The organism is Bradyrhizobium yuanmingense (assembly GCF_025200905.1).
GTDB classification, from domain to species: domain Bacteria; phylum Pseudomonadota; class Alphaproteobacteria; order Rhizobiales; family Xanthobacteraceae; genus Bradyrhizobium; species Bradyrhizobium yuanmingense.
This window is the reverse complement of sequence record NZ_CP104173.1, coordinates 5,507,483-5,532,912: the sequence shown is the minus strand read 5'-3', so window position 1 is coordinate 5,532,912 and position 25,430 is coordinate 5,507,483. Positions and strand designations below refer to the sequence as shown.

The window sequence follows — 25,430 nt, the reverse complement described above, 5'->3', positions numbered from 1 at the left end:
AAGTTGATTGGATTTCGTCACACTTCCTTGTGCGCATCGATGAAGCCTCGGATCTGCATCATCAATTGAGTCGCATTCTCCCTATCACCCATTAGGCTCGCATGGCTCAAAAGAACTCCACGTTGAAGCTCTGACAGCGAGTCCCAGTGCACGATCAGGGCGCCGCCCAAGCGTCGCAAGATGTGCTCTTCAGAAGGATCGCAATCAATTCGGCGGGCACGAATGCTAGTTTCCACTGCGGCATCTCCATCTCGATAGTTCAGTTAGGCAATGTGGGCGAATTCGGCGCGACAAACATACTATTAGCAGAGTCCAACAATATTCACTGTATGCTTCGCGTACCGCTCGTAGCTTCGCCTAAAGTAGGAGTGCGGGCAAGTTTCTGAGCGTTTCGCGCGTGTTCGGATATTTCTCAGCGGCACTCGGAACGCGCGGATCTATGCGGCGCTGCCGCTCAGTATTCTACGGTTTGAACATGGCTGATCGGCACCTGCGAGCTCGATCCATAAGTCAGCGGCAGCGAACCCAATTTGATGCTTCGCCAAAACGCGCTCGCCTGCCGAATTGCCTGTCTGACGCGTTGATGCGCGAACCTATCCACGAACAAAAAAATGGACGTATCTGGTGCGGTTGTTTCTGGTGCGCCGGCCGCGCCGCACGCAACAAGAACGAAGTAAGCTGTTGATCATGCTGGTGGGCCCGGCAGGACTCGAACCTGCAACCAGACCGTTATGAGCGGCCGGCTCTGACCATTGAGCTACAGGCCCCGCTGCGGGCAACCGCTCAAGCGAGCCCGGAATGGTGCGCGCTCGTTTACAGGTTGGCAGGCATTCTGGCAATGCCAACTGAAGGAAGGGCTAATCGAGACACGCCTTGGTCATTTTTGCTCGATGTAACAGGCTGACTGGGTCGTGTCCCAGCTGGTGGTGTAGCTGGAGCGAAGCCGCTCGCGAAGCGCGCCCTCATATAGCGCCGTAGCGAGCGAGCGGCTTTGCGGGTGGTCACCGATGATTCGTCGGTAAGGTTTGGATTGCGACAGCCAACCTGATTCGAGGAACCACCGATGACCGACGACATGATGAACCTGCGCGCGCTCGTGGAGAAGACCCCTGATGCCGATCTGTTGCGCGAGATGATCGGCTTTGCCGCCCATCGGCTGATGGAGCTGGAGGTCGAAGGCCTGACCGGGGCCGCCTATGGCGAGAAGAGCCAGGAGCGGCAGGTCCAGCGCAATGGCTATCGCGATCGGAGCTGGGAGACGCGGGCCGGCACGGTCGAACTGCGCATTCCCAAGCTGCGCAAGGGCTCCTACTTCCCGGGCTTCCTGGAGCCGCGGCGAATGGCCGAGAAGGCGCTCACCGCGGTGGTGCAAGAGGCCTATGTCCAGGGCGTCTCCACCCGCTCGGTCGACGACCTGGTGCAGGCGATGGGCATGAGCGGCATCTCCAAGAGCCAGGTGTCGCGGCTGTGCGGTGAGATCGACGACAAGGTGAAGGCCTTCCTCGCCCGTCCGATCGAGGGCGATTGGCCGTATTTGTGGATCGACGCCACCTACGTGAAGGTGCGCCAGAACGGGCGCATCGTCTCGGTCGCGGTGATCATCGCAGTCGGGGTCAACAGCGACGGCCGGCGCGAGGTGCTCGGCATGGATATCGGCCCCTCCGAGGCCGAGACGTTCTGGACCGCGTTCCTGCGCAAGCTCGCCCGCCGCGGCCTGCGCGGCGTCAAGCTCGTGGTCTCCGACGCCCATGAGGGGATCAAGGCGACCGTGGCCAAGGTGCTCAACGCCAGCTGGCAGCGCTGCCGTGTCCACTTCATGCGCAACGCGCTGGCGCATGCCGGCAAGAGCGGGCGGCGTGTCGTCTCGGCCTTCATCGCCACCGCGTTTGCCCAGGACGATGCCGAGACCGCACGAGCGCAGTGGCGAAAGGTCGCCGACCAACTCCGCCCTAAGCTGCCAAAGCTCGCCGCCTTCCTCGACGAGGCCGAGACCGACGTGCTCGCCTACATGAGCTTCCCGGCCGCGCACCGCGCCAAGCTGCACTCAACCAATCCGCTCGAAAGGGTCAATGGCGAGATCAAGCGCCGAACCGAAGTGGTCGGCATCTTTCCCAATGAAGACGCCATCGTCCGCCTCGTCGGGGCGATCCTGCTCGAGCAGAACGACGAGTGGGCCGTCCAGCGCGGCCGCTACATGACACTGGAAACCATCGCCCCGTTGGGCGATGATCCCGCCGTCAGCTTCCCGGCAATCGCCAGCTGACCGATCCGGCCCATGCCGGCGAACGTGGTGACCCGCACTCAGCTACACCACCCCACGGGACACGATCGGCTGACTGACTGCGTGCGCTTCTCGGCTCGCTCCAGCGGGTGTTATTAAAGCTCCGAGGGGACGGTAGTCCTTTCGTACCGTGGGCGCGCAAGACCGTTCATGAGGTGGTGCCCACAGAGCTCGCCGACCAAGGAACGCATCGAAGACAGGGCCACGTACATTTAGCTGCTCTACGAGTTTTCTCCGATCGGATGGGCTCAGTCGCGCGGAAGCTGCGTTCCGCCACGCAAAGTCGCAGGAAGGCTGCTCTGAGATCCGGTCAATTCTAGAAAAATGGTGACCGCTAGGGTGCCACACCGTTCCGGCTGCCGTCTGTTGCCTGCGCCTTGCTTGCACCAGCGTCCTGCTCAAGTTTCATCGCGACGGCAGGGACGGGCACGCGGTAGACCCAGTGGACTGGCTATCTGCGATTGACTAGAAGGGAAGAGATCTCATGCGTTACCTTCTCGTTATCGGACTACTAGCAGTTCCCATCCTCATCGGCGTTGGATCGCGTTCGACCGCTGCTTCGCGGGTTCACGTGTACCCCACCGGATAGCCAAGACGTTTACTGCCTGCAGGGCCGTACTTGGGGCTATCCAGGTAACTGCCAGTTCTCAACCTATAGCCAGTGTATGGCTACTGCATCCGGTACCTACGCTTACTGCGGTATCAATCCGATCTACGCCTTCTTAGCGACAACGAAAGCAATTGCGCTGATGTGAATGAGAATTGCTGGATCACGGCGGCGCTGGACGCAAGCGCGGACTGTCGCGGCTCGAGGGGCCGTTCGGCCGATCTCACCTGGCTCTGCGACGATTTCGCCGCGGCCGTTCGTTGGATTGCGACTGGTCCCAGATGACGTTGCATGTTGGACCGTGGTCCGTTCATGCGAGTTCGATCATTCCAATCATTTAGATGCTGGGTGCGATAAAGAATATTCCATACCCAATCGGCTAAGCTGCAGTAGTCAAGTGAAGGCTCGGCTACGCTGTCGCCCCCGGACGTCCGCAGCAAATGAGCGGGCTTCTTCGCAGTCGAGGAAATGATTTGCTTGCACCCGCACAGCAACAAGCGACGCGCTCGCTGGGAGTAGAAGGAAGCTAACTATGTCCGAATAGCAAAGTAGTTTGTGTTTGGTGCGCATCGTCAAACAATCTCCGAGAGGGGATCATGAGTCGAAATCAGCCGCGCGAATAATGCGCAGCAACATTCTCGAAAGAGTGAGGCATTTGACCATGCGCGAGGTTGTAGGTCAGCTGCGTTAGTGTCCTTCTAGAGTGACCTCTTGATTTGCAAGCGCGTTCTGGTGAGATCGCTCACTTACGATTGCTAAACCCGCAAGTCGAAAGGCGGTCGCGCGGATCGAGCGCGCGTTCAGAGACGCACAAGTAGCCATCGTCACGGAACCGTCAAATGTGATTGCTCGGGATTGGATCGTTAAGGCGCTGGTGAACCTGCCGCCCGAGCTGCTCCACGAAGGCGCAGAGTAAGCCGAACATCGGAATGGGACAAGCTCGCTAACGGTAAGAAAACTGATACGACGCTTTGTTAGGTTTGTTGGGTTCGCCACACTCGTATTTTGATTGTGTCGTAGAGTCGAACGGATTGGGGAGAAATAAAGTGGCAGCCCGGCGCATCACCGAAGTGGCACGAGTTTTGATGCTCTTGCTTGCGGCGCGGTAGGAGTTGCCGAGTAGAGATCATGCTTCGGGTTGCTGTCATGGGTGGCGCGGAGGAGGGAAAGCCGCATGACGGACGTCCGTCAGGTCGCATGCTATTAGATGCGGAGCATAGATAGAACCTCCGGCGCTACGCGCGAGCCTTTTGCGACCTCTGCGTGAAGATTTCGAAGACTGATCCCAGCGTCCTTCGCAACGGCAAGAGTGGTGGTAGAGCAGACTCCAGTTTTTGTATGCGCTCGAGCTTCCCTTCTTTGCTTGATGTCAGCAGTGCGATCGGCGCCGGCTCTGACGGGAAAATCTTAGAGAGGTACTTCAATGACCTTAGATGATCGCGATCGTGCGCCGCATGACAGCTCCGCTGCAGGTCAAGTGTTCCGCGATCTTGGCGTTGAGCCGATCATTAATTGCACCGGCGTGCGCACCTCCTACGGCGGATGCAATCCAACGCGCTCTGTGCTCGCCGCAATGGAAGCCTCGGGTCAAGGCTTTGTCGTTCTGAACGAACTGGCGGAAGCGGTTGGACGGAAATTGGCTGCGCTCACCGGTGCCGAATGGGGGCTCGTGACCGCTGGAAGTGCAGCAGCAGTAAGTCAGGCGGTTGCTGCTTGCGTAGCTGGTAACGATCCAGAAAAGATGCTGAAGCTCCCGTTAACAGGCGAGAAAATGGTGGTTGTCGCTGCTGATCAGCGAATGGCTTACGAGCATGCAATTCGAGCAGTCGGTTGTATGGTGCTTCCTATCGCCCTTGCCGCAGACCTGGATCACCTTCAAACCGAGAAGATCGCAGCAATATGTGTTGTTGCCTCCGATATTCCAAAGTCGGTCTTGCCCGATCGTGTCCCGTGGGGTGGTGTAGCTGAGTGCGGGTCACCACGTTCGCCGGCATGGGCCGGATCGGTCAGCTGGCGATTGCCGGGAAGCTGACGGCGGGATCATCGCCCAACGGGGCGATGGTTTCCAGTGTCATGTAGCGGCCGCGCTGGACGGCCCACTCGTCGTTCTGCTCGAGCAGGATCGCCCCGACGAGGCGGACGATGGCGTCTTCATTGGGAAAGATGCCGACCACTTCGGTTCGGCGCTTGATCTCGCCATTGACCCTTTCGAGCGGATTGGTTGAGTGCAGCTTGGCGCGGTGCGCGGCCGGGAAGCTCATGTAGGCGAGCACGTCGGTCTCGGCCTCGTCGAGGAAGGCGGCGAGCTTTGGCAGCTTAGGGCGGAGTTGGTCGGCGACCTTTCGCCACTGCGCTCGTGCGGTCTCGGCATCGTCCTGGGCAAACGCGGTGGCGATGAAGGCCGAGACGACACGCCGCCCGCTCTTGCCGGCATGCGCCAGCGCGTTGCGCATGAAGTGGACACGGCAGCGCTGCCAGCTGGCGTTGAGCACCTTGGCCACGGTCGCCTTGATCCCCTCATGGGCGTCGGAGACCACGAGCTTGACGCCGCGCAGGCCGCGGCGGGCGAGCTTGCGCAGGAACGCGGTCCAGAACGTCTCGGCCTCGGAGGGGCCGATATCCATGCCGAGCACCTCGCGCCGGCCGTCGCTGTTGACCCCGACTGCGATGATCACCGCGACCGAGACGATGCGCCCGTTCTGGCGCACCTTCACGTAGGTGGCGTCGATCCACAAATACGGCCAATCGCCCTCGATCGGACGGGCGAGGAAGGCCTTCACCTTGTCGTCGATCTCACCGCACAGCCGCGACACCTGGCTCTTGGAGATGCCGCTCATGCCCATCGCCTGCACCAGGTCGTCGACCGAGCGGGTGGAGACGCCCTGGACATAGGCCTCTTGCACCACCGCGGTGAGCGCCTTCTCGGCCATTCGCCGCGGCTCCAGGAAGCCCGGGAAGTAGGAGCCCTTGCGCAGCTTGGGAATGCGCAGTTCGACCGTGCCGGCCCGCGTCTCCCAGCTCCGATCGCGATAGCCATTGCGCTGGACCTGCCGCTCCTGGCTCTTCTCGCCATAGGCGGCCCCGGTCAGGCCTTCGACCTCCAGCTCCATCAGCCGATGGGCGGCAAAGCCGATCATCTCGCGCAACAGATCGGCATCAGGGGTCTTCTCCACGAGCGCGCGCAGGTTCATCATGTCGTCGGTCATCGGTGGTTCCTCGAATCAGGTTGGCTGTCGCAATCCAAACCTTACCGACGAATCATCGGTGACCACCCGCAAAGCCGCTCGCTCGCTACGGCGCTATATGAGGGCGCGCTTCGCGAGCGGCTTCGCTCCAGCTACACCACCAGCTGGGACACGACCTCTTGCCCTTTGACCAAATTGCCCTGCGCTCCAAACAACTCGGAATTCCCCTGATTGTAGACGGGGCCGGAGCAGCGCCAAATTTTCCCAACGTTTGGCTTCAAAGTGGAGCCGATCTACTGATCCATTCAGGCGGCAAGTATATCAGCGGACCGCAATCCACTGGCTTCTTACTAGGCTCGGAAAGATTATGCCGAGCTGCGTACCTGAATGGGCCTCCTGGCCAATCGTTTGGCCGGTCAATGAAGGTCGGAAAAGACGAGATCATTGGCGCTTACGTCGCGTTGGAGCATTGGGTGAAGGGAGGGGCTGATCGTGCGATGGAAAGATGGCGCGAGTGCATTTCGATAATGAAGCGCGAGTTTTTGAGCGTTCCTGGCCTCTCTGTCGAAGAGATAGAACCAGACGCCGCATTCTGTAATCCACGATTAGCAGTTTCTTGGGAGGTTAAAACGTTCTCGGCGAATGCCGACCTGATCGTCAAAAAGCTGGCCAGCGCTCGCCCACGCATTGTGTTGCACGACTGTTGGCAACGCCCGCAACGGATTGTCGTCGATCCGACCAATCTGACCAAAGTCGAAGCCGAGATCGTCGGCCGTTCGATCGTTCATGCCATTACAGAACCGCCTTTAGCGCCAGCGGCACCACAAGAGGGCGCTTTCGAGGAGCTGGCGGGAACATGGCAGGTCTATATCGACTTTCTTCACGGCAGCGCTGTCCATGCGTTCATGCTGCGACAGGACCGCCAAAATGTTGCGGGCACGCACGTCGGCGCCGAGGTTTCGGGCAAGTGCCGGGGCAACATAATTGGATCTAAATTGAAGCTGTTCTCACAATTGCCGGGCGATCCGTTGGGCTTGGACTATGAGTTCGAAGGGACCCTTCGCGATGGCAGCCTGACGGGCGTTGTTCACTTGGGTGCATCCGCAGCCAAGTACAGCGGCGTTACCTTTAGGCGACAATTCGGACAAGCGAGTTGGCGCGCTAAGCGTACCCGAACAAATCAGGCCGGTGGTGTAAAATGTGCAAGTCGTCCCTAGCGGCCGGTGCTTTAAAGGTAAGTCCTAGCAAGCAGCGGATGCTGATGACGGATCATCTGGGACGACAAGCCAGCCCAGTCCATGCTCGCATGGTTTCATTGGCGCTGGCCAAGCTGATTGCGTCTTTGACTGCCAGGAATGCGGTGCAGGCTGGACCGTTTGATGGTGTGGTTGGTCAAGACCAAGGTTGCATAGAAGTCTGCCGGCGAGGTGCGTGGTCAAGGCGTCACAACGCGCCCGAACGGCGGTCGATAGTCGGCCGGCCCCGCCGTTCGCATCATCGCATGTCTGAAACAAAACTGATCGGGCGCAATCGGGGGGCGTACAGAGGCTATTTTACGCAGGTGATCCGCATTAGGTAGGCACTCGGCATATGCGCCCGGAACCGAGAAGATCACGACCCGTCCGGAAGGATGATAGGTTGATCGTTGTGGCACTGGGCAGTGCAGGAATCATCAGCTACGGCACGCTTTATTATTGCGTGGCGGCCATTGCCAAAGAGGCTTGCCGCGACCTCGCGGTCACAGAGGAGTGGATACTCGGTTGTTTCTCCTTAGCTTTGCTTGCCAGTGCGCTGATATCGCTAGTTGCCGGTCGCCTCATGGACCGATACGGCGCAGGCAAGACAATGAGAGTCGCCTCATTCGTTGGAGGCGCGAGCCTGGGAGTTGCAGCAATTTCTTGGAATGCGGTCGTCTTTGCAATCGCCCTATTCGGTATGCAACTTGCGTCGGCCTTTCTCTTCTATGAGGCTGCTTTCGTGTTTTTGGTACAGCGAGATGCGGTTCATGCAAGACGGCAAATGGCGCTCCTGACATTGATCGTCGGTTTCTCGTCAACGTTGTTTTGGCCGTTGACCTCGTTATTGCTCACCTTGATATCCTGGAGACAAGTCTGTTGGATCTACGGAGGCTGCAATGTTCTCCTCGCCCTCCCATTAGTCCAAGTGGCTCTTGGCCGGTCCTTCGTAAGCCTTGGAGATCAGAGCAAAGTCCGTGGCCCGCAACGCCAGTCCTCTTCCAAGCTGCTTGATCTCGTCCTCATAACGGCCGGCTTTTCGCTAACGACCTTTGTTTTCTCAGCACTTCTCGGCCGGATGATTCCAATCCTTTCGTCTATCGGTTTAGACATGCAGGGGGCCGCCCTGGTTTCCACGCTCTTCGGCCCGTCCCAGGTCGCAGTACGGTTATTTGCAGCCTCGTTTACCGAGAGGACATCCCCCATTCAACTCACCATACTCTCATGCGTTATGCTCTCGGCCGCGACATTCGTCACCGTACTGGCGCCTCACTCTCTCGTGGGAATTGCAATCTTTGTTGCCTTCGCTGGGTTTAGCTCTGGTCTCAACAGCATCTGTCGCGGAAGCGTGCCACTCTCAGTCTTCGGGCCGAACGGGTATGGAACACGGGTCGGGTTGATCACGACTTTCCGATTGTCTACGGCGTCGTTCGCGCCATTCTTCTTCAGTGTCATCCAAAACAACTATGGTATAGCCTTCGCATTGACATCACTAACCATCTGCGCAATAGGAAGCACGCTTTCATTCGCACTGGTGAGCGCTCGATCGAACCGAAAGCCAAGCCGTTGAATGAGTGTGTTCCCGCCTCAGATCGAGGGGCAAGCCCGACTTGACGGGTAGTGAACAATTGTCTGCGGCATCTTCGATGGAGAATCGCCAACGCTTGGCAGTTTAGCTCATCACGCCGTCTTCGGCCCGTGTCCAGCAGAGCTGGCTGTACTGTGCAGGGTTCGGATTCGCAATTAACTGCGCGAGGCGACTGGAGCGACGAACGTTGGCGCACCTAGGGGCTCGTGGCCGCGCTCGAAGATCAGACCGCCGGCTGAGGAGCGGCACGTCGAGGCCTCCTCGTATGTTAAATTTGGCCGGTGTGATTGACACCACCATTCGCCGGGGCGTTCGGCAGCATTTCGCGTCTTTGCCCGGGACGATTCAGCAAGTGCCCTTCGTGGTGGGCCCCTTTGCAGCGGTTGAATTTCAGGCTGTATAGGAGAGGGGCCAAGTTAACCGATGCTCGGATTCGTCTCGTCTCAGCCTCGCCTGACGGGAAGAGCGGCCGTCTTAGCTCGAGGAACCATTAAGCGCGCCTACTAGAACTGGTAGTTTGCGGACAACTCGGACCTATTCCAATTTAAGTTGCAGTTGCGGTTGGCAAGGCCCGCGATTCCGATCGTCCCTTGCAAAGACAACAACATCGAGGTCTGATGATCGCATACCTATCTGACCGCGCAAACGCCGTTACCGCCGTGGGTATCCTTTGTTCTGGAGCAGCGATCGCGTTAGCAACGAGAGGACACCAGGAGGCAGGAATAGCGCTTGGACTCTGGGCGATCATCGCTGATGACGTGGATGGCGAAATTGCCAGGCGCACCAAGAATCGTACAGCCGCCACCAAAGCCATTGGTAAAGCTCTCGATGCGTTCTCAGATCTCATTTTTGGATCAATCATCCCGGCAATTGTCATCGCATCCTTCATCTCGTCTCCAGCATCTGCGGTGTTCACAGCGTTCCTCATATTGATCGGAGCTCTTCGCCTTGCATATTTTGACTATTTCGGGCTGGACGATCGCGGTTACTCGACCGGTCTACCACTCTCTTACGCTTTGCCAGTGCTCGCGGCGATCTTGCTAGTAGACCACATTATCGCGCCGCTTGAGCTAAGCATCGTTCTTCCTGCCGTCTTTGTACCGCTATCGTTGCTCCACATCGCCCCGTTCAAGATCAAAGCCTCAGGGACTGTTGTGCATGTGCTCACCATCGGCGTGACGGCCAGTGCGTCCGCCGGGCTATTAATTACGAGTAGAGCGGGCCAATAGTCTTGCTTACAACGTCATAAAGGCGAAAAATGTCGAGTTTAACCAACGGCGTGGTATTTGCCGGAACTAGGGGACTTGCGACCCGCTGTCTTCTGTTTGTCATCGAGTCCTGCGGCAAGGACCACATCGCGGGCATTCTCGGTGCGTCCCGGCACGAGAAAACATGGTGGCGGGATGAGACCCGCGAGGAGCTTTGGGAAGTCGCAGAGCGCTTCGGAATACCGTTTTACGAGTCGATAGACGATGTTCCTGCTGTCGGAAAGTTCCTCGTAAGCGTCATGTGGAACAAGATTTTTCCGCCCCATATCCTCACACGTTTTGAAGGAGGAGGCATTAATCTTCATCCGGGCCCACTTCCTCAATATCGCGGCAGTTTTGCGCGGACGCATGCCATACTCAATGGCGAGAAGAGCTTCGGGGTGACTGTCCACTTCTTGTCGGAGCGAGTGGACAGGGGCGATATTATCGGCGAGTTGCACTTCCCCGTGTTGCCCTCAGAGACAGCTCTTTCTTTGGATACCAGAGCGCAACTTTATGGTTACGCGCTCTTCTGCCAGGTGTGGCTGCGTTTGTTGGACGGATCGTTTACCCGGCGCTGCCAAGACGAGTTGATCGCTCAAGACAAGCGCAAGGCTTGCTTCTATCCCATACGCATGATGACCGCACTTTTGGATTCGTCGGACGTTCCACGCAGCGCCGAAGAACTCGATCGCCTCTACCGTGCTCTATATCTTCCGCCACGTATTGAGCCTCCGAAGTGGCTCGTCGAACGAGTTCTGACCAACGAGGTTCGGACGCTCACTAGGGGTGCTTAGCCTTTTAGGGATAAGATTTCACTTGGTGCGCATCGCGGCATGTAATCCAAAAATATTTGCGGCCGCGCTGCTTTGCGAGAAGGTCCGCGGAGACCCAGAGAGTTGCCTGCGAATTGCCCGCTCATTGAGTGAGGGTTGTCTTAGCTGTGGACGTTGTTTTTGTAGCATCCAGTCTATCGAGCGGTGCTCGGCGAGCCGGCGCCCCGACCGCATGGGAGGCGGCTTAGCACGCGGAGGAGGCTAGCTGTGTGTGGGATTTGCGGATTCATCGGACGGATTGCTGATAAGTCAGTTGCCGAGCGGAACCTGGCGCGTTGCGCTCAGACGCTAGCCCATCGGGGGCCTGACGCGAGTGGCAGTTGCGTGACGCCTTCCTTTGCCTTTGCGCATCGGAGGCTGGCCATCATCGATCCGGATCCTCGGTCAAATCAACCGTTCCTCGATGAGGAGCTCGGCCTAGCAATCACGTATAACGGCGAGATCTACAATTACCGTGACTTAAGACGGGACTTGCTTCGGCGCGGATACCAGTTTCGCACAGAGTCGGATACGGAGGTACTTTGCAAGGCGTTTGCTTGTTGGGGGATTGATAGCGTCAAACGTCTGCGGGGAATGTTTGCTTTCGCAATCCACGATCAAAAGACGGGGACAGCGTTCCTCGTCAGAGATCGGCTCGGAATTAAACCGCTATATTACGCTTGCGCGGATAATGGCGTTGTCTTTGCCTCACAGCCGTCAGCCATCCTGCAGTGGCCGAGGGTCCGCTCGAAACTCGATTCCGTTGGATTATCAAGCTTCCTCTCCTACCGCGCCGTGTTCGGCGAGAGGACCCTTTTTGCAGATATTCGAAAGCTGCAACCCGGCACCTGGCTGAAGATCACGGCTCAATCGCACGAGCATACGCGTTGGTGGGATCCCGCCCGCCCGGATGATAGTGGTGATTTCAGTTCTCTCGAAACCTTGATCGGCAGCGCCGTGTCGGAACATTTGCTGCCCCACACGCCAGTCGCGGCGCTGCTTTCCGGAGGACTCGACTCCAGTATCTTGGCTTTCGAGCTTTCAAGGCACTCGTCACAAAAGCCGACATGCTTCACTGGAGTCGTATGCGACGATTTGTACGATGAAAGCCCTTATGCTGTCGAGGTCGCGAAATCCCTCAAGCTCGCCCACGTCTTGGTCCGGCTACCTGGGGCAACGAGCCTGGATGTGGTTAAACGCCTTACCGCATTACGTGGGCATCCAATCGGCATGCACAACGAAGCTGCGATGTATTTGCTTGCGCTGGCAGTCGGCCAATCTCACAAGGTCCTCCTTACCGGTGAAGGCGCCGACGAGATATTCCTTGGATACAGCCGAATCTTCAGATTGTCCTTCGATGTTCGTCGGCAGGCGCTGCTGACCGTTTTGCCTGACGTCATTGGTCGCCCGGCGCGACGTCATATCGGCCTTCCCAAGTTCAAGGCGAGCGAATTCGAGCTCTTTCTTGCGCGGTACACTTACTTTCCCCAAGTCGAGAAGCTGGAGCTGGGGACATCGGCATGGAGAAAGGACATTGTTCACGATGCGGAGCTGATCGATTGGATGAACAGCGCCTACCATTCAGGCGGCGCCACTCCGGCCGAGCGCGTAAGGCAGTTCTTTGTGCGGCATCATCTGCCGGCGCTGTTGGAAATGGTCGATAACACCACTATGGCGGCGGGTGTGGAGTCTCGCGTGCCTTTCACAGACCATCGAATCGTTGCAATGGCTCTGCGCATGCCGTTCTCAGAACATCTGCGTTGGAGGCACCCCTTCGCCCGGTTTCAGGCGGCCTTTGCGCCGATTGAGAAATTTAGCGAGACGCTCGACGTTTCCAAGGCCGCGCTGCGCATCCTTTACAGTAATAGCCTACCCGCAAGTGTGATCACGAGAAAGAAGCTCGGATTTCCGTTGCCCCTGGGTAAGTGGGCGACAGACCAGAGCTCGGCGCCGTTTCGGGACTTAATCTTCAAAGACTCTCCAGCGATCGCTGATTATCTCGATGTTGACGCTCTCCGGCGGTGGTATGAACGCCGCTCTCAAGCGACAAACGATACATTCGGAAAACAACTCTGGCTGATCTGCAATCTAGAAATCTTCCTCCGTGAACTCTCTCCATAGATTTTCTGCGGATCAAATGCTGTGCGGGAGTCAATCCGATCAGCGGCGAAGCCTCGAGCCGATCGGTATTGCGCGGGAGAATGCCAGGGCCGATCGAAAATGTGTATGCGCGATCGTGCTATCCAGTGCGCACGATCTGAGGGCGGCTTGGACTGCGCTGGACTACGCGAGCGCATTAGGACGCCAGTAAAGGATTTTGACCATGATAGCGCCCTGACGTGTTCGCGCGCCCACCGAAAACGCTCGCTTGAAGAACGCGCGGTAAGAATGCAGGGCAGGCCCCCTTATGGCTGGTTATGCTGGTGCCGAACTCAGTGCATACCGGCGCTGCCGACCGAAGACCGCTCGACAGCACGCTTCGAGACGCACCGATCGTGGCTATAGGGTGGGCATTTACCGGCTGCCAAATGCATCAGCGTTCGGGATCAGAAATGCTCGGCGTGTCAGGCCGAGGTTGATGGCTGGCACGAATCCTGGGAAGCGGAAGCGTGACATTCGCCATTTTGGGAAAGCCCGCAAGAATGACCGCCTTTTCCCGGCTGGGACCGAACTCGGTCATACTAGCAAAGCTTAGGTGGTCGACGCGCGTGGCAGCATCTGTCTCGGCGGGATCTTTGAGAGGATCATTGAAAAATACGTAATCGGCGTCGGTCCCGGTCACTACCACCCAATGTGTGATCGTTTTAGCTTCGAACTCAATGCTGACCATTACGATGGGATACCACCGTGCCGCCATCCATTTCGAGAGGTCATCGAGGCTGTAGGTGCCAAGATGGACAGGGATGCCTCGCTGGTCTGCTTCGGCGAGATCTCGCTCCTGGAGAATCCGCATCACCTCCACCTCGCTGCCTTGTGAAGCGCGAGACTTAAGAAAAAGCTCATCATGGCTCACGACAACAAGCGCTGCGAAGCCGCGGCGTTTGAGGGCCAATGCCAGGCCAACCGGTCCGCAGCCGCCGTGAATGGTCGTTGCCTCTCGCCAGATCTCGAGCTCAGCTGTCTCATTCGGCTGATATCGCTCGTCTAGCGCGGACATGACCATCATCAGGGAAGATGGTCCACAAGTGAACTTCCTCTTTTGCCGATACAGAGGAACGTTCCTGACCATTTGATTTAGTGAGCTTTCGACATCCGGGCGCGACATGACGTCTCCTCAGATCGACGTGAAGGAAGCTGAGCGAGGTCTCATCTGGCGCAGCGCCTCGCTAATTGTCATGAGTGCGATCGCTGTCGCAGCGATGACGAGCCCCGGCGCGAGCGCGATCCACCATGCGGTCATCAAATAGTCTCTGCCGAATCCCACCATATTGCCCAAGCTCGACATTGGCGGTTGTATCCCCAGTCCCAGAAAGCTCAGCGTGCTTTCCAGGAGAACCGTCTCGGTGAGCCCAAGGGTCATGCCGACCACGATGGTCGGTGCACAGGCTGGGAGAATATGCCTTGCGTAGATATGGACCCGCGAGGCGTTGTAGGTCCGCGCGGCCGTTACATGGAGCCGATTGCGGGCCGTCAAAGCAAGCCCCCTCGCGATCCGGGCGTGGCGCTCCCAACCGTGCAAGCCCACAAGGCACACAAAGAGTGCCAGCGAATTGCCAAATATCGTTATGACAAGCAGTGCGGTCATCATGAACGGCACAGCAGCCTGCATATCGACCAGTGCCATGACTCCCTCGTCGACTAGTCCGCCAAGCTCGGCAGCGAGGAAGCCCAGCGAAACGCCAAGTAGGGTGCTAATGAAGGTCCCGCCCACCGCAACGAGCATGCTGATCTGGATCGAATATATCAAGCGCGCCAGCACGTCGCGGCCGAGCTCGTCGGTGCCCAACAAATGTTCCAGCGTGCCGCCGAGGAATAGTGGAGGCGAAAGCCGAGCATCCAAGGAGATCTGTGCTGGATGATAGGGCGAGATCAGCTGGGCCAGTGCGGCAATCAACAGACATCCGACGATCCATATTAAGGCACCATAGAGTCCTGCCTTGGGTGGCCTACGCGGAGCGCGTCGGGCTTTCGAAGAAGGAAAGATGTTCCAAGTCCATTCACGCGCCCAGGCGGTACTCATCTATGTCTCCGAGGAGTTCGACCGCGGATCGAGCCAGGTGTAACCGAGATCGACGGCCAGGTTGGTCATGATCATCGCAGTGCCAGCAAGCAGGACAATTGCCTGCACCACTGGAATATCTCTGTTGCCGACGGACGTGACAAAGAGATTTCCGATACCCGGCCATGAGAAGACCGTCTCGACGACCGTCGAGCCAGTTACGGCTCCGCCGATGAGCAGGCCAACTACGGTCAGGATCGGCACCGCCGCATTGGGCAGGACGTGGTGGATCAATATCCGCGAGAACGGAATGCCGCGCGCAAACGCAGCCAACACATACCGGCTATCCAGCGATTCACGAACGGCCACGCGAGTGTAGCGGGCAATGACGGCGGAGCTTGCGGCCGCCATAGTTACTGCCGGCAGAGCCAAGCTGCGCCAGCTGTCAGCGCCGCCGGTCGGCAACCAATTAAGCTGAATCGAGAACACCAGCATCAAGACGATTGCCAGGAAGAAGCTGGGAACGCACAGTCCCACGACGGTTCCGATCGTGCACACACGGCCTATGAAGGTCGATGGAAACACCGCGCCAGCTATTCCTGCCGCAATGCCCGTGACCGCCGCCAAGGTAAGAGCAGAGCAGGTAAGTATCAGCGTCAACGGAAGGTGGCTGAGGACGACACCGAGTGCATCCTGTCGAAACACGTAAGAGACGCCTAAGCTGCCACGGACGATGTTATGGAGATAGGCCAGATATTGTGCCAAGATCGGGCGGTCGAGCCCCAATTCGCCTGAATATGCGGCGCGCATATCCGGGGTCGCGTCTGGCCCAAGTAAGACGGTTGCCGGATCGCCTGCGCAGCGCATAAGGATGAATACGCTCGTCACCATCAGAACGAGCGTGACCAATGCGCGAGCAATTTTGCTCGCAAATACCTTTTGGGCGTTTCCCCTCATCGGCTATCGCCTCTCCGCCGGCAAGTGCCGACGCTCTGCAGGATGCGAACAGGGCGTTGAGGGGCTCGCCGTCTCACGGCCGAGCTCAGAATAGGGCACCGCGCTGAGTAGTGACTTCATGTAATCCGTCTTTGGCTCAAGCAGCACCTCATCGCGTGAACCGCTCTCAACAATGCTTCCGCGCTTCAGGACGGTGATCTCTGAGCAGAGATAGCCGACGGATCTGATGTCATGACTGATGAATAAGAGGGACAGGTCCCGACTCTCGCGCAGATCCGACAGAAGGTTCAAGATCTGAGCTTGAACGGTCATGTCAAGCGCGGAGACGGGCTCGTCACAAATCAGAACCTCGGGATCGAGAATAAGCGCCCTCGCTATATTGACGCGCTGCGCCTGTCCGCCGCTTATCTGATGCGGTAACTTGCCAAGGATGTCGCCCGATAGGCCGACGGCGGAAATTGCTGCAGCAAGCCGAGCCTCACAATCGGAAGACTTCATTTTGAAGTTCACAAGCAGGGGCGCGACAATCTGTTTGCCGATCGGGGAGGCTGGGTTCAGTGCGTCGACAGGGTTCTGAAAGACAGGTTGGACACGGAGGCGGAACGCAGCCATTCGATTCGGTCTCAGCAGCTCGCCCTCAAAAAAGATCTGGCCCGCTTGTGGCGCCGTCAGCCCAAGCAGAAGCTTCGCAATTGTGCTTTTGCCACTGCCGGACTCCCCGATCAGCCCATGGGCTTTCCCACGATGGATGGTCATGTCGATCTTGTTCAGCCTCGAGCCGCCAAGGACCTCCCCAGCGGAGCGGCGAACAGCCGGGTAGCAAAAATCGACATTGCGCAGCTCGAGAATGGGTTCGGAGGACGCGCGCGCTGTACGAACGCGAGGAGGCTCGATTGGCGATGTCATTCATGCCTCCAAGTTGTGGCATGCCACCGCTTGTTGTGGAATGCCCTGCAAGGCGGGCCTTGTGTGCCGGCAGATGTCTAGCGTTCCGGAGCACCGAGATGCGAAATTGCAGCCGGCCTGGCGCTGAGTTGGTTCAGGGAGGTTGCCTGCAGGGCTGTGCAGACGCCGCGGATGGCCCGATAATGGTGGGACGGCGGAGAATAGCGCGCGCGTATAGGGGTGCAGGGGAGTTCGAGCGACGAGATCGGCACTCCCGACTTCGACCAACTGGCCGGCGTAGAGAACGCCGATGCGATCCGACCGCTGCAGGGCAATTCCCAGATCATGGGTCACAAAGAGGATTGCCATGTCTGAGCGGAGCCGTTCGAGCAAATCAAGGATCTGCCTTTGCGTGGTGACGTCGAGCGCCGAGGTCGGCTCGTCTGCGATCAGAAGCTTCGGCTTCATCGCGAGCGCCATAGCAATCATGACGCGCTGATTCATTCCGCCAGACATCTCGTGCGGATATTTTCTCATTGTCGCTTTTGGATCATCAATCCCCACATCGCAAAGTAAATCTACAGCTCTTTCGCTCGCCTCTCGCTTGCTCAAGCCGCCGATCATCTGGATGGTCTCGCGAAGCTGGAATCCAATGTTCCGGACGGGGTTGAGATATAGACTTGGCTGTTGGTAGATCATGGCACGCCGGCGCCGATCGACATGGCTAAGAGGCCTGCCTTCGATCTGAATATCGCCGAAACATCTCAGTTCGGAGCTTGCTACGCCCATGATGGTCGAACACAGAACGCTCTTTCCGCTGCCGCTTTCGCCAACAAGCGCGAAAAACTCACCTTTCCGCAGCTCGAACTGAACGGCGTCCAGGAGGCGCGTCTCGGGTCGGTCCGCAAGAACGACGGTCAATCCGGTAATGCTGAGAAGCGGCGGGCCGCCAGCTGTGATGGCCGGGCGCCCGGCATTGCCATGCTCAAAGATTTGGACATAAGGCGCTTCAAGCGCATGCGAAGTGGTTTGGTCCATCATTCCACCTTCCGAGCAGACAGAAGTCTTCTGAGTCTAGCCCCAAGGCGTTCTCAGCTAGGCGCTGATTGCGCCTGGCCGAAAATCCATCAGACCGGTTTGCGTCGGTGTCCACTTGATGTTGGCGCGCTTTCCGAAGAACTCGCCAAGCGAATGCAGCACCGTTCCTGGTGGATCAATCTCGTCGAATATGTCGAGCATCTCTTGATACGCGGCTCGCCTTTCGACGGCATCCTGCGCGGTCAGCAAGGTCTTCTCCAGCACGTTGAATCTGTCGTTCCGCCAATATCCACCCCTCTGAAAATTGCTTTGGGACCCCCAGCGCGAGACGAACGATGCGGTGGGGTCGGGGTAGTATGTCCCATCAGACGAGTTGTTCACACCGCGGCCCACGCGGTCTTCGACTTGGGACCAATTCTCTTTCATTTGGATGTCGACGTTCAGGCCGACAGCCCTCCACATTGCAGCGATGGCTTGAGTTTCGATCAGCTCGGCCGTGTAATAATTGCCGACCGTTTTGAAGGGAATTGCTGCCCCATTATAACCGGCTTCGGCAAGGAGCCGCTTCGCCTCTTCTGGATTGTACCGCGGGATTGGCCGGTCAGGATTGTAGAGAGCGCCGTAAGCAGGGTGTTGATGGGAAGGCGGCACACTTATGCGTTTGCGCCAAATACTGTTGGCAATGGTTTGCCTGTCGATCGCCAGATTCATGGCGCGCCTGATGCGCGGATCCCGCAGCACCTCATTGGTGGTCGAATCATAGACCAGCGTGCGGAAGGACATCGTGTCGCCTCCAACCACGTCCAAACGCTTGTCCGCGGCGAGGATATCGAACTGATCCGGCGCTACGGTTGTGATGATATCGAAGTCGCCAGCGCGAAGGCCCGAGACGCGTGCCGCCGGCTCCCGCACCATTCGAAACTCGATCCCCTTCAGCGGCGGCCTTCCACCCCAGTACCCCTCGTGCGCCTCGAGGCGGATGTAACGGTTTTCGACGGCCTCAACGACCCGGTATGGCCCCGCCGCTATGGGAGCCCTAGCCCATTGATCGAATGTTGCCGCCTTCAGAAAGGCCGCCTTTGAGACGATGCCAGCCCCATATGAGGTCAGGCGTTTGACAAAAACAGGGTCGGGCACCTTGGTGCTAAACTCGACAGTATGTCGACCGGTTGCCCGCACCGCGCTCATCGACGGGAAGCTGATCTGGCCAACGCCAAAACCCGGACTGTCCTTTGCCAGCATACGCTCCGCACCGAAGGTGAATGCGACGTCCTCTGCGGTTAATTCTTCACCATCGTGGAATCGAACCTCTTTCCGGAGAGACACGCGATACGTGGTGCTGTCGAGAGCCTCGATGCTTTCGGCCAACATCGGCCGAAGCTGCCCGCCCCGTTGATAGTCGATTGCGAAGAGCTTGTCGTAGATACTCTCGAGCACCCGGAAGCTCACGAGCGCCGTAGCACGGGGATGGAGCGGATCGAGCTCGGTCCGCAGGTCCTGCATTGCAATCCGCAGTGAGGTACGGCCAGCGTCTTGGGCAAAGACAGAGGTCGATGGAAGCAAGCAGAGCCCACCGGCCAATCTGAGAACCTCGCGTCGGCTACAGGTATTCATCACAGATCCTTTAGTTGGATATACTTATCGAGAATGCCGAGCTTCTGGACCATGCAGCTTCGCGTACTCGCGCTCGGGCCGGCCGGACTCGCACAATGTTTTCTGAGGGGCGGTTCGCGTATGGCGAGATATATAATTCACACCATGTGACACCATCATGACAAGCCTAGGTGCCTAGGTAGCTCTGGACAGGGGGGCCACCACCCTCGTAGGTTGAGACTCGGGAATCGGAGCTGGAAGGCGCCCGAATGAAATTTGTAATTGTCGTGCTGGACGGCCTCCGCCCTGACCAGCTACACCAGGCAGTCACGCCGAATCTCGTCGAGCTGTCCAAAATCGGGCTTCGACTTGCCCGCCATACCTCATCCTTTCCCAGTGAGACGCGGGTTTCGTCGGCCGCGCTGGCCACTGGCGGACATAGCTCGGCGCATGGAATCATCGGCAACCGCTTTTTGGCAAACGGTCGGTCGATCGACGGATCTTCGCTCTCGGCGCTCCTGACGCTCGGCGGCGAACGCGGCGGCGTCCTCACCGCCACGACGATCGGCGAAGTTTTGGCGGCTCATGGAAGGGCGATGCTGTCGATTGGATCTCAGTCGCAAGGCTCGTTTGGACTTTCGAGCTGGGGGAGTTGGCAGACAGGTGCGCCGGCGTTCTGGGTTCATGACCCATCAAAGTTCAGTGGCAATGGGATCGTTCGCCGGATTGCGCCGTCGTTTCCGATGCTCCCTCCCGACGAGCAGCCGGCGCGTGCTACCATTGAGCGTGTCGTCGATCTATTCTTTTCGTTTCTGAAGAAAGAAGCACCTCCGGAGGTCAGCCTCCTATGGCTTTCGGAGCCGGACATTACATATCACATGTTCGGACTTCGGCATCCTACGGCCCGTGAGGTCCTCCATGAGGTCGATCGGCAATTCGGGCGCATTTTCGCTTGGTGGAGCGAGAAAGGAGAGCGGGAAGGAGTACAGCTTATTGCTGCATCCGATCATGGGCACGCCATCATCGGAGAAAAGGTCTCCGTATTGAAACACTTGCAGCGGTCGGGATTCAAGGTCGGATACGAGCTCACGCCCGAGATAGACGCCGCAATCACCGCTCAACGGGTTGTCAACATTTGGGCCCGGGACAGAGAGGGTGATCTTCTGACAGAGATGTATCAGTGCCTGTCCGAGGAGCCATGGTTTGGCGTGGCTTTCTCACGTAAGGCTTCCGATGGCGCTCCGCTCGTCGCCAACACCCTCCCGCTTTCTGCTGTCATGGCCGAACACCAACGAAGCGCGGATCTGTCGTTTGTTCTCGCCGATTGCCGCGCGGCCAATCGGAGCGCTTCGCCGGACGCCGTGTACTACGACGGGACCTATCCGATCGGTGTTGGCATGCACGGAGGGCTTTCGGCGCAGGAGCTGTCTTCATTATGCATCCTTGCTGGCAATACCTTTAGAAGCGGAGTTGTTGCTGCCCCAACCAGTATCGTTGATCTGGTACCGACGATTCTTTCCAGCTTGGGACTGCCGCTACCGTCGACCGTGCACGGCCGTATCATCGAAGAAGCTTTGCAAGATCGCGAGGACTCAGGTCAGTATGATGTCGAAGATGCGAGCGTCTCAATTGCCTCTTCAACGCGCCGGGCAACTGTCTTCCGGGAGCTTTACCGACAACGTCTTTATCTGAGAGGAGCGGCCGTAACCCCGCTGGTGGAACCCAAGAATGCTAAACCTGACGCTAATCCGATCCAGTCGAAAGCCTGAGGGGACCATTTGACCTATGTATCAAGGAAAGCGCTGGGAGTTTGTTCGGTCGAACATCGAAGAAGCTATTGCCTCGAGCCGATTTCGGCCAGGCGAGAAACTTCCGAACGACGTGGAGCTTGCTCTCGAATATGGTGTCAACCGGCACACCGTAAGATACGCCATTCGGGCACTTGAGCAGGAAGGATTGCTTCGTGTCGAGCAGGGGAGAGGCACCTTCGTTGTCGAACACCCAACACCCTATCTTCTCTCCGCTCAAACTCGGCTGACCGATAATCTGATCTCGCAAGGCAGATTGGCACGTCGCAAGATCTTGTCTGCTGCAACCATACCGGCAGACGAGCGGCTCGCCGGCTACCTCGACCTGCGGGCCCGTGACGACGTGCTGCGCATCGACACGCTGAGTTATCAGGACGACATCCCAATCGTCATTGCGCATAGCTACTTTCCGGCGAAACGCACCCCTGGACTGCTGGACAAATTCTCTGGCGCCAACTCGATCTCGACAGCTCTCAGGCGCATCGGAATTGACGACTACTCGCAGCAATGGGTGACGATAAGTGCGCGTCTGCCCTCCGCCCAGGAGGCGCGCCTGCTTGAAATGTCCACTTCGGCGCCGGTCTTCGTCAAAGAGAGCCTTGATTGCTCCGGCCGTATTCCGATCAAATTTGGCGAGAATGTACTTTGCGCACCAAGAATTAGCTTCAGATTCGACTTCAAAGAGATAAGTTCCGCGGAGCAGTCGCTTGCAGGAAAGCCTCGATCCGGAAAAGCGCGCACGAGCAAATCGAAGTCACCTGCCTCCTTCAAGCTCTAGGTACCGCCCATCTAGGCGGTCAAAGCGGCCGCCGTCCAAACAACTGTTTCGCTGCGGCTTCGCTTGAGATGTGTGTTTCACACTGCATGCCGCGACAAACCGTTTTGCTGAGGCAATAGCCGGCCGCGTTGGTTGCGGCCGCCGGGTCTTGCGCCTTGTTACGCGGCCGGCATCAGAGGCAGCCGCGAATGTCCCCAAGAGGCGCGGCGGCAAACTTTCCGTGACCTTCGTCCCCTTCACCCCTGTGCGGTTGGACCAAAGGTATCGGCTTCTGCAAAGATACGCTCAGCGATACGCAGATCTTCCGCGTCATCGATCTCGTACCATCTGAGATCATCGCATCTCACCGCAGCAAGCTGCAGCCCTCGTGTTTCCACGAGATAGGAAAGAAGCTCCTCGGTGTAGGCCTGGGTAGCTCCGGCCCGCACCATATCGTCTAGGGCGGGAATGACCTCTGTCCGCAGAGTAGACGCGGACAGTCGCAATAGGTTCATCGTCTTGTAAAGAGAGGGACCATCCGCGATGAGATTTCTCGCCGTTTGTTTCAAACGAAATTCTGAAATCAAGCCAAGAGCGGACAACAGGACCGCTGATCCCTGCATCAGCTCATGAAAAGGAGCGACAGCAGCCGCGTTGGGCGCTTCGCTGATGCCCAGCTGCCGCAATACCCGTTCCTCGAAGAAGACGTCGCCCTCAAGAAGGTAGTGGTCCCCGGAAAGGAGGGCGTCACGCGCCAGCCAGAGCGAATAGGCGCTGCCGGTACGGTCGTAAACAGGGGATTCGATGAATTTGATCGCAACATCACCGAGGCGGCTGCCGCAGGCTTCTCGGATCGCCTCTTTGCGATACCCGACAACAATCGTCGCCTGTTCCACGCCAACACGCCCGAGGTTATGTAGCGCGTTGTGCAGAATGGGAGTGCCATGAATACGGACTAGGGGTTTGGGGGTTAGATCCGTTATTGGCCGCAGACGAGAGCCCATTCCAGCGGCAAGAATGAGCGCATGCTTGGGAGCATTCACAGGCATTTCATTCGCTTCTTCATCCCGAGTGTTACTCCGCAGGCATCGTGAACGCCTCTGTTCCGTCTTCTCGCGGACGCGTTGGACCACCTCGGATCGAATACGATTGGGCATGAATTGTCCTCGACGTATACAATTGGATTAGCCGCTGTGAGGGTTTCCTTGAGCCGCAGGGACAGACGTTTGGCAATGTTTAGCGCGTATTCAGGAGTTTACGTCGCAGCCCCTGGGTGACACTGAAGCGGGCCGATGAGAGGTGAGGGGCTCTTCGGCAGGTTTTGATTAAGGAGGCTTTAGGTGACAAACCCTGCTGCCATGGGCTAGCGGGGCTGCAGATATTGCTTTTCGGCCAGGGCGAGTTCGTCATACCTCAGCAGCTCGAATATCTCACTGAGTGGCGCGATATGAGATTCGATGCTCTCAACGCTCTCTTGAGCTGCGATACTATCGCAGACGCGCCGCATTGCAGCTGCCGCAGCTCGCATGGAGTGATTGGCCCAGACGACCGTGGCGATGCGGGCATCGCGATAGACTGAGACCGGCGTTCGATAATATGTCGTCGGAACGATTACGACAGGGAGCCGGTCCCGCCACTCGGCGACGAACGAAAGTATCTCGCCCGCGGTACTCTTTCGTGAGTGAATCAAGATTGCATCGGCCCCCGCGTCGGCATAAGCGTGTGCACGCAAGATAGCTTCGTCCAATCCGTGCCCGGCGATCAGCGCTTCGATCCTGGCCACGAGAACCAGATCTTGGGCGACTGCATCCTTCACAGCCCGCAGACGACCGGAGAATTCATCGATATCAGCGAGCGGATGCCGCTCACCAATGAGTGAGTTCAGCTTTGGGAAGCAGCTGTCCTCGAGCGAGACGCCTGCCGCGCCAGCCTGACTAAGTTTGCGTGCGAGCAGGCGAGCATTGTTGAAATTACCGAAGCCGCCATCCCCATCAACGAGCACAGGTAGCTCTATCGAGTCCACTATGCGCTCGACGCTCTGGACGAGCTGGCTCCATGAAGCTTCATTGGCATCACGATAGCCCAGCGAGCTGGCAATCGACAGACCAGATGCCCATAGCCCCTTAAATCCTGAGCGCTGGGCGATTGTAGCGGACAGGCCATCATGCGCTTCCATCAAGAACGAGAGTTCATCATTCGAGCAGATCTGGGCGCGAAGCATTTCGACAGGCGACGGCCGCGCGCATTGAAGGCTGGGCGGAACGGCTTGTGGTTGATACTGCATGCCTAAATCCTGGAAAACGAGCGATTGGCACCAATGTCACTGCTCATATCGTTTCGGCGTGATGCCGCTCAATGACCAGCATTGGTAGTTTATTGGGACCGCAAAGGCTTGCATGATTGCCACAGGAGTCGCGCCGAACGCAAAGCTTTCGCTATGGATTGATTGGCGTCGTGCCCTAAAGGCTGGAAAGAAGAGTTTTGGATGCAAATGAGTGGCCTTTCGTTCGCAAGCCTGATGCTGCGGCCCCAGAGAGAATTGCCCCCGACTCCTCCGCGGGGGAGGAGCACCTAGTGAAAGGGTGATCTCCGGCTCACATAGAGTTGGACGCAAATATCGAACAGTCACGATTGTCGCAATGCTGCTGTCGCCTTGACGACATACGCCGCAAGCCTGTCTACAGGGCTGCGGCGGGATGGCCTGGATTTGCGCGAATGGCGTAGCAATCGCCGAACAATTTGTCCTGCCTCGCCGACAGTTTGCTGGCGCCACTGAGTGGTATGGCATTTGCTGATGCTTTCCTGTTCGTCTCTACTACAGGAGAAGTTCATGGCGGATGGGCAAGAGGTTGTGCTGTCGGCACGGGAAATACAGTGTTTGCGATGGGTCGAGGAAGGGAAGTCATCCTGGGCTATCGGAGTGATCCTGAAAGTGAGCGAGAATACCGTTAACTTTCATGTCAAGAATGCGATGCGAAAGCTGGAAACGTCCAGCCGGACTCAATGCGTCGTCAAAGCGCGACGTGAGGGTATGATCTAAGGTAACGGCATCGGTTCCGTTGCCCCCCAATGCAGATCTAGCGAAATGCAAGGGGCGACTGTGGGTCGCTCCGGCGGAATGCGAAGCTAATTACGCGCCCGCAGCTGTTTATGAACACGGCGTGCTTCTATTTCGTCGCCGATCGTCACGGCGCGCCGTGGACCACCAGGCGAGGTGAGACCACGGCGCATAACGCTCTTGAAAGCGCGACGGCCGGTCGGATCCCTATTTCAAC

At 57.9% G+C, this 25,430-nt stretch carries 21 protein-coding genes and 1 tRNA gene; 11 read left to right on the top strand and 11 right to left on the bottom strand.

Going from position 1 to position 25,430, the window contains the following annotated elements:
• Positions 1-17: 17 nt before the first annotated feature.
• Positions 18-236 carry a hypothetical protein gene (locus tag N2605_RS25830; RefSeq protein WP_260343569.1) on the bottom strand — a complete coding sequence of 73 codons (219 nt, stop codon included), beginning with the start codon at positions 234-236 and terminating at the stop codon, positions 18-20.
• A 455-nt stretch (positions 237-691) separates the two neighbouring features.
• Positions 692-767 (bottom strand) — tRNA-Ile (locus N2605_RS25825).
• A gap of 296 nt (positions 768-1,063) precedes the next feature.
• On the opposite strand from N2605_RS25825, the gene N2605_RS25820 reads away from it, so the two are divergent.
• The 3 genes from N2605_RS25820 (at position 1,064) to N2605_RS25810 (ending at position 4,920) form a co-directional block, all read left to right on the top strand.
• The gene (locus N2605_RS25820) at positions 1,064-2,263 is read left to right on the top strand and encodes an IS256 family transposase (RefSeq protein WP_260343346.1); all 1,200 of its coding nucleotides are present in this window, start codon (positions 1,064-1,066) and stop codon (positions 2,261-2,263) included.
• Positions 2,264-2,817: 554 nt separating this feature from the next.
• The gene (locus tag N2605_RS25815) at positions 2,818-3,036 is read left to right on the top strand and encodes a DUF3551 domain-containing protein (RefSeq protein WP_425248813.1); all 219 of its coding nucleotides are present in this window, start codon (positions 2,818-2,820) and stop codon (positions 3,034-3,036) included.
• A gap of 1,275 nt (positions 3,037-4,311) precedes the next feature.
• Positions 4,312-4,920 (top strand): hypothetical protein, encoded by a 609-nt coding sequence (locus N2605_RS25810; protein ID WP_260343568.1) that lies wholly within the window; start codon positions 4,312-4,314, stop codon positions 4,918-4,920.
• Here the strand turns inward: N2605_RS25810 and N2605_RS25805 are convergent.
• Positions 4,895-6,094, bottom strand: coding sequence for an IS256 family transposase (locus N2605_RS25805; RefSeq protein ID WP_260343346.1), 1,200 nt, complete (start codon positions 6,092-6,094; stop codon positions 4,895-4,897). The two genes, N2605_RS25810 and N2605_RS25805, sit on opposite strands and share 26 nt — an antisense overlap.
• A gap of 158 nt (positions 6,095-6,252) precedes the next feature.
• On the opposite strand from N2605_RS25805, the gene N2605_RS25800 reads away from it, so the two are divergent.
• The 5 genes from N2605_RS25800 to asnB all read left to right on the top strand — a co-directional run bounded on the left by N2605_RS25800 (position 6,253) and on the right by asnB (position 13,079).
• Entirely contained in the window at positions 6,253-7,290 is a 1,038-nt protein-coding gene (locus N2605_RS25800) for a hypothetical protein (protein ID WP_260343567.1), read from the top strand.
• A gap of 430 nt (positions 7,291-7,720) precedes the next feature.
• Entirely contained in the window at positions 7,721-8,878 is a 1,158-nt protein-coding gene (locus tag N2605_RS25795; protein WP_260347491.1) for an MFS transporter, read from the top strand.
• Positions 8,879-9,513: 635 nt separating this feature from the next.
• Positions 9,514-10,125, top strand: coding sequence for a CDP-alcohol phosphatidyltransferase family protein (locus tag N2605_RS25790; protein ID WP_260343566.1), 612 nt, complete (start codon positions 9,514-9,516; stop codon positions 10,123-10,125).
• A gap of 29 nt (positions 10,126-10,154) precedes the next feature.
• The gene (locus N2605_RS25785; RefSeq protein WP_260343565.1) at positions 10,155-10,940 is read left to right on the top strand and encodes a formyl transferase; all 786 of its coding nucleotides are present in this window, start codon (positions 10,155-10,157) and stop codon (positions 10,938-10,940) included.
• A 246-nt stretch (positions 10,941-11,186) separates the two neighbouring features.
• On the top strand, positions 11,187-13,079 hold the full coding sequence (asnB, locus tag N2605_RS25780) for an asparagine synthase (glutamine-hydrolyzing) (RefSeq protein ID WP_260343564.1): 1,893 nt from the start codon (positions 11,187-11,189) through the stop codon (positions 13,077-13,079).
• Between the two features lie 412 nt (positions 13,080-13,491).
• Here the strand turns inward: asnB and N2605_RS25775 are convergent, their stop codons facing one another.
• From N2605_RS25775 to N2605_RS25750, 6 genes are all read right to left on the bottom strand, one after another.
• Entirely contained in the window at positions 13,492-14,223 is a 732-nt protein-coding gene (locus N2605_RS25775; RefSeq protein WP_260343563.1) for a peptidase C39 family protein, read from the bottom strand.
• Positions 14,224-14,232: 9 nt separating this feature from the next.
• Complete coding sequence (locus N2605_RS25770; protein WP_260343562.1) at positions 14,233-15,012, bottom strand: ABC transporter permease; 780 nt, start codon at positions 15,010-15,012, stop codon at positions 14,233-14,235.
• Between the two features lie 126 nt (positions 15,013-15,138).
• Positions 15,139-16,074 (bottom strand): ABC transporter permease, encoded by a 936-nt coding sequence (locus N2605_RS25765; RefSeq protein WP_260343561.1) that lies wholly within the window; start codon positions 16,072-16,074, stop codon positions 15,139-15,141.
• A 3-nt stretch (positions 16,075-16,077) separates the two neighbouring features.
• Positions 16,078-16,980, bottom strand: a complete 903-nt coding sequence (locus tag N2605_RS25760) for an ABC transporter ATP-binding protein (RefSeq protein ID WP_260343559.1) — start codon at positions 16,978-16,980, stop codon at positions 16,078-16,080.
• Entirely contained in the window at positions 16,981-18,000 is a 1,020-nt protein-coding gene (locus N2605_RS25755; RefSeq protein ID WP_260343558.1) for an ABC transporter ATP-binding protein, read from the bottom strand.
• A gap of 54 nt (positions 18,001-18,054) precedes the next feature.
• Positions 18,055-19,500, bottom strand: a complete 1,446-nt coding sequence (locus N2605_RS25750) for an ABC transporter substrate-binding protein (protein WP_260343557.1) — start codon at positions 19,498-19,500, stop codon at positions 18,055-18,057.
• Between the two features lie 359 nt (positions 19,501-19,859).
• Here N2605_RS25750 and N2605_RS25745 point away from each other — a divergent pair, with 359 nt between their 5' ends.
• Positions 19,860-21,359, top strand: coding sequence for an alkaline phosphatase family protein (locus N2605_RS25745; RefSeq protein WP_260343556.1), 1,500 nt, complete (start codon positions 19,860-19,862; stop codon positions 21,357-21,359).
• 16 nt (positions 21,360-21,375) lie between these two features.
• The gene (phnF, locus tag N2605_RS25740) at positions 21,376-22,176 is read left to right on the top strand and encodes a phosphonate metabolism transcriptional regulator PhnF (protein WP_260343555.1); all 801 of its coding nucleotides are present in this window, start codon (positions 21,376-21,378) and stop codon (positions 22,174-22,176) included.
• Between the two features lie 236 nt (positions 22,177-22,412).
• Here phnF and N2605_RS25735 read toward each other — a convergent pair whose 3' ends face one another.
• Together N2605_RS25735 and aepX are read right to left on the bottom strand one after the other, a co-directional pair.
• Entirely contained in the window at positions 22,413-23,204 is a 792-nt protein-coding gene (locus N2605_RS25735; RefSeq protein ID WP_260347490.1) for a phosphocholine cytidylyltransferase family protein, read from the bottom strand.
• Positions 23,205-23,518: 314 nt separating this feature from the next.
• Positions 23,519-24,376, bottom strand: a complete 858-nt coding sequence (gene aepX / locus N2605_RS25730) for a phosphoenolpyruvate mutase (RefSeq protein WP_260347489.1) — start codon at positions 24,374-24,376, stop codon at positions 23,519-23,521.
• Between the two features lie 573 nt (positions 24,377-24,949).
• Here aepX and N2605_RS25725 point away from each other — a divergent pair.
• Positions 24,950-25,195 (top strand): response regulator transcription factor, encoded by a 246-nt coding sequence (locus N2605_RS25725; RefSeq protein WP_311735382.1) that lies wholly within the window; start codon positions 24,950-24,952, stop codon positions 25,193-25,195.
• The last annotated feature ends 235 nt before the right edge of the window (positions 25,196-25,430 follow it).

Excerpts from the sequence above, each read along its gene's own strand:
- N2605_RS25820 (WP_260343346.1), top strand. The coding sequence starts at position 1,064 with ATGACCGACGACATGATGAACCTGCGCGCGCTCGTGGAGAAGACCCCT.
- N2605_RS25810 (WP_260343568.1), top strand. The coding sequence starts at position 4,312 with ATGACCTTAGATGATCGCGATCGTGCGCCGCATGACAGCTCCGCTGCA.
- N2605_RS25805 (WP_260343346.1), bottom strand. The coding sequence starts at position 6,094 with ATGACCGACGACATGATGAACCTGCGCGCGCTCGTGGAGAAGACCCCT.
- N2605_RS25790 (WP_260343566.1), top strand. The coding sequence starts at position 9,514 with ATGATCGCATACCTATCTGACCGCGCAAACGCCGTTACCGCCGTGGGT.
- N2605_RS25785 (WP_260343565.1), top strand. The coding sequence starts at position 10,155 with ATGTCGAGTTTAACCAACGGCGTGGTATTTGCCGGAACTAGGGGACTT.
- N2605_RS25775 (WP_260343563.1), bottom strand. The coding sequence starts at position 14,223 with ATGTCGCGCCCGGATGTCGAAAGCTCACTAAATCAAATGGTCAGGAAC.
- N2605_RS25765 (WP_260343561.1), bottom strand. The coding sequence starts at position 16,074 with ATGAGGGGAAACGCCCAAAAGGTATTTGCGAGCAAAATTGCTCGCGCA.
- N2605_RS25760 (WP_260343559.1), bottom strand. The coding sequence starts at position 16,980 with ATGACATCGCCAATCGAGCCTCCTCGCGTTCGTACAGCGCGCGCGTCC.
- N2605_RS25755 (WP_260343558.1), bottom strand. The coding sequence starts at position 18,000 with ATGATGGACCAAACCACTTCGCATGCGCTTGAAGCGCCTTATGTCCAA.
- N2605_RS25750 (WP_260343557.1), bottom strand. The coding sequence starts at position 19,500 with ATGCAGGACCTGCGGACCGAGCTCGATCCGCTCCATCCCCGTGCTACG.
- N2605_RS25745 (WP_260343556.1), top strand. The coding sequence starts at position 19,860 with ATGAAATTTGTAATTGTCGTGCTGGACGGCCTCCGCCCTGACCAGCTA.
- phnF (WP_260343555.1), top strand. The coding sequence starts at position 21,376 with ATGTATCAAGGAAAGCGCTGGGAGTTTGTTCGGTCGAACATCGAAGAA.
- N2605_RS25735 (WP_260347490.1), bottom strand. The coding sequence starts at position 23,204 with ATGCCTGTGAATGCTCCCAAGCATGCGCTCATTCTTGCCGCTGGAATG.
- aepX (WP_260347489.1), bottom strand. The coding sequence starts at position 24,376 with ATGCTTCGCGCCCAGATCTGCTCGAATGATGAACTCTCGTTCTTGATG.
- N2605_RS25725 (WP_311735382.1), top strand. The coding sequence starts at position 24,950 with ATGCTTTCCTGTTCGTCTCTACTACAGGAGAAGTTCATGGCGGATGGG.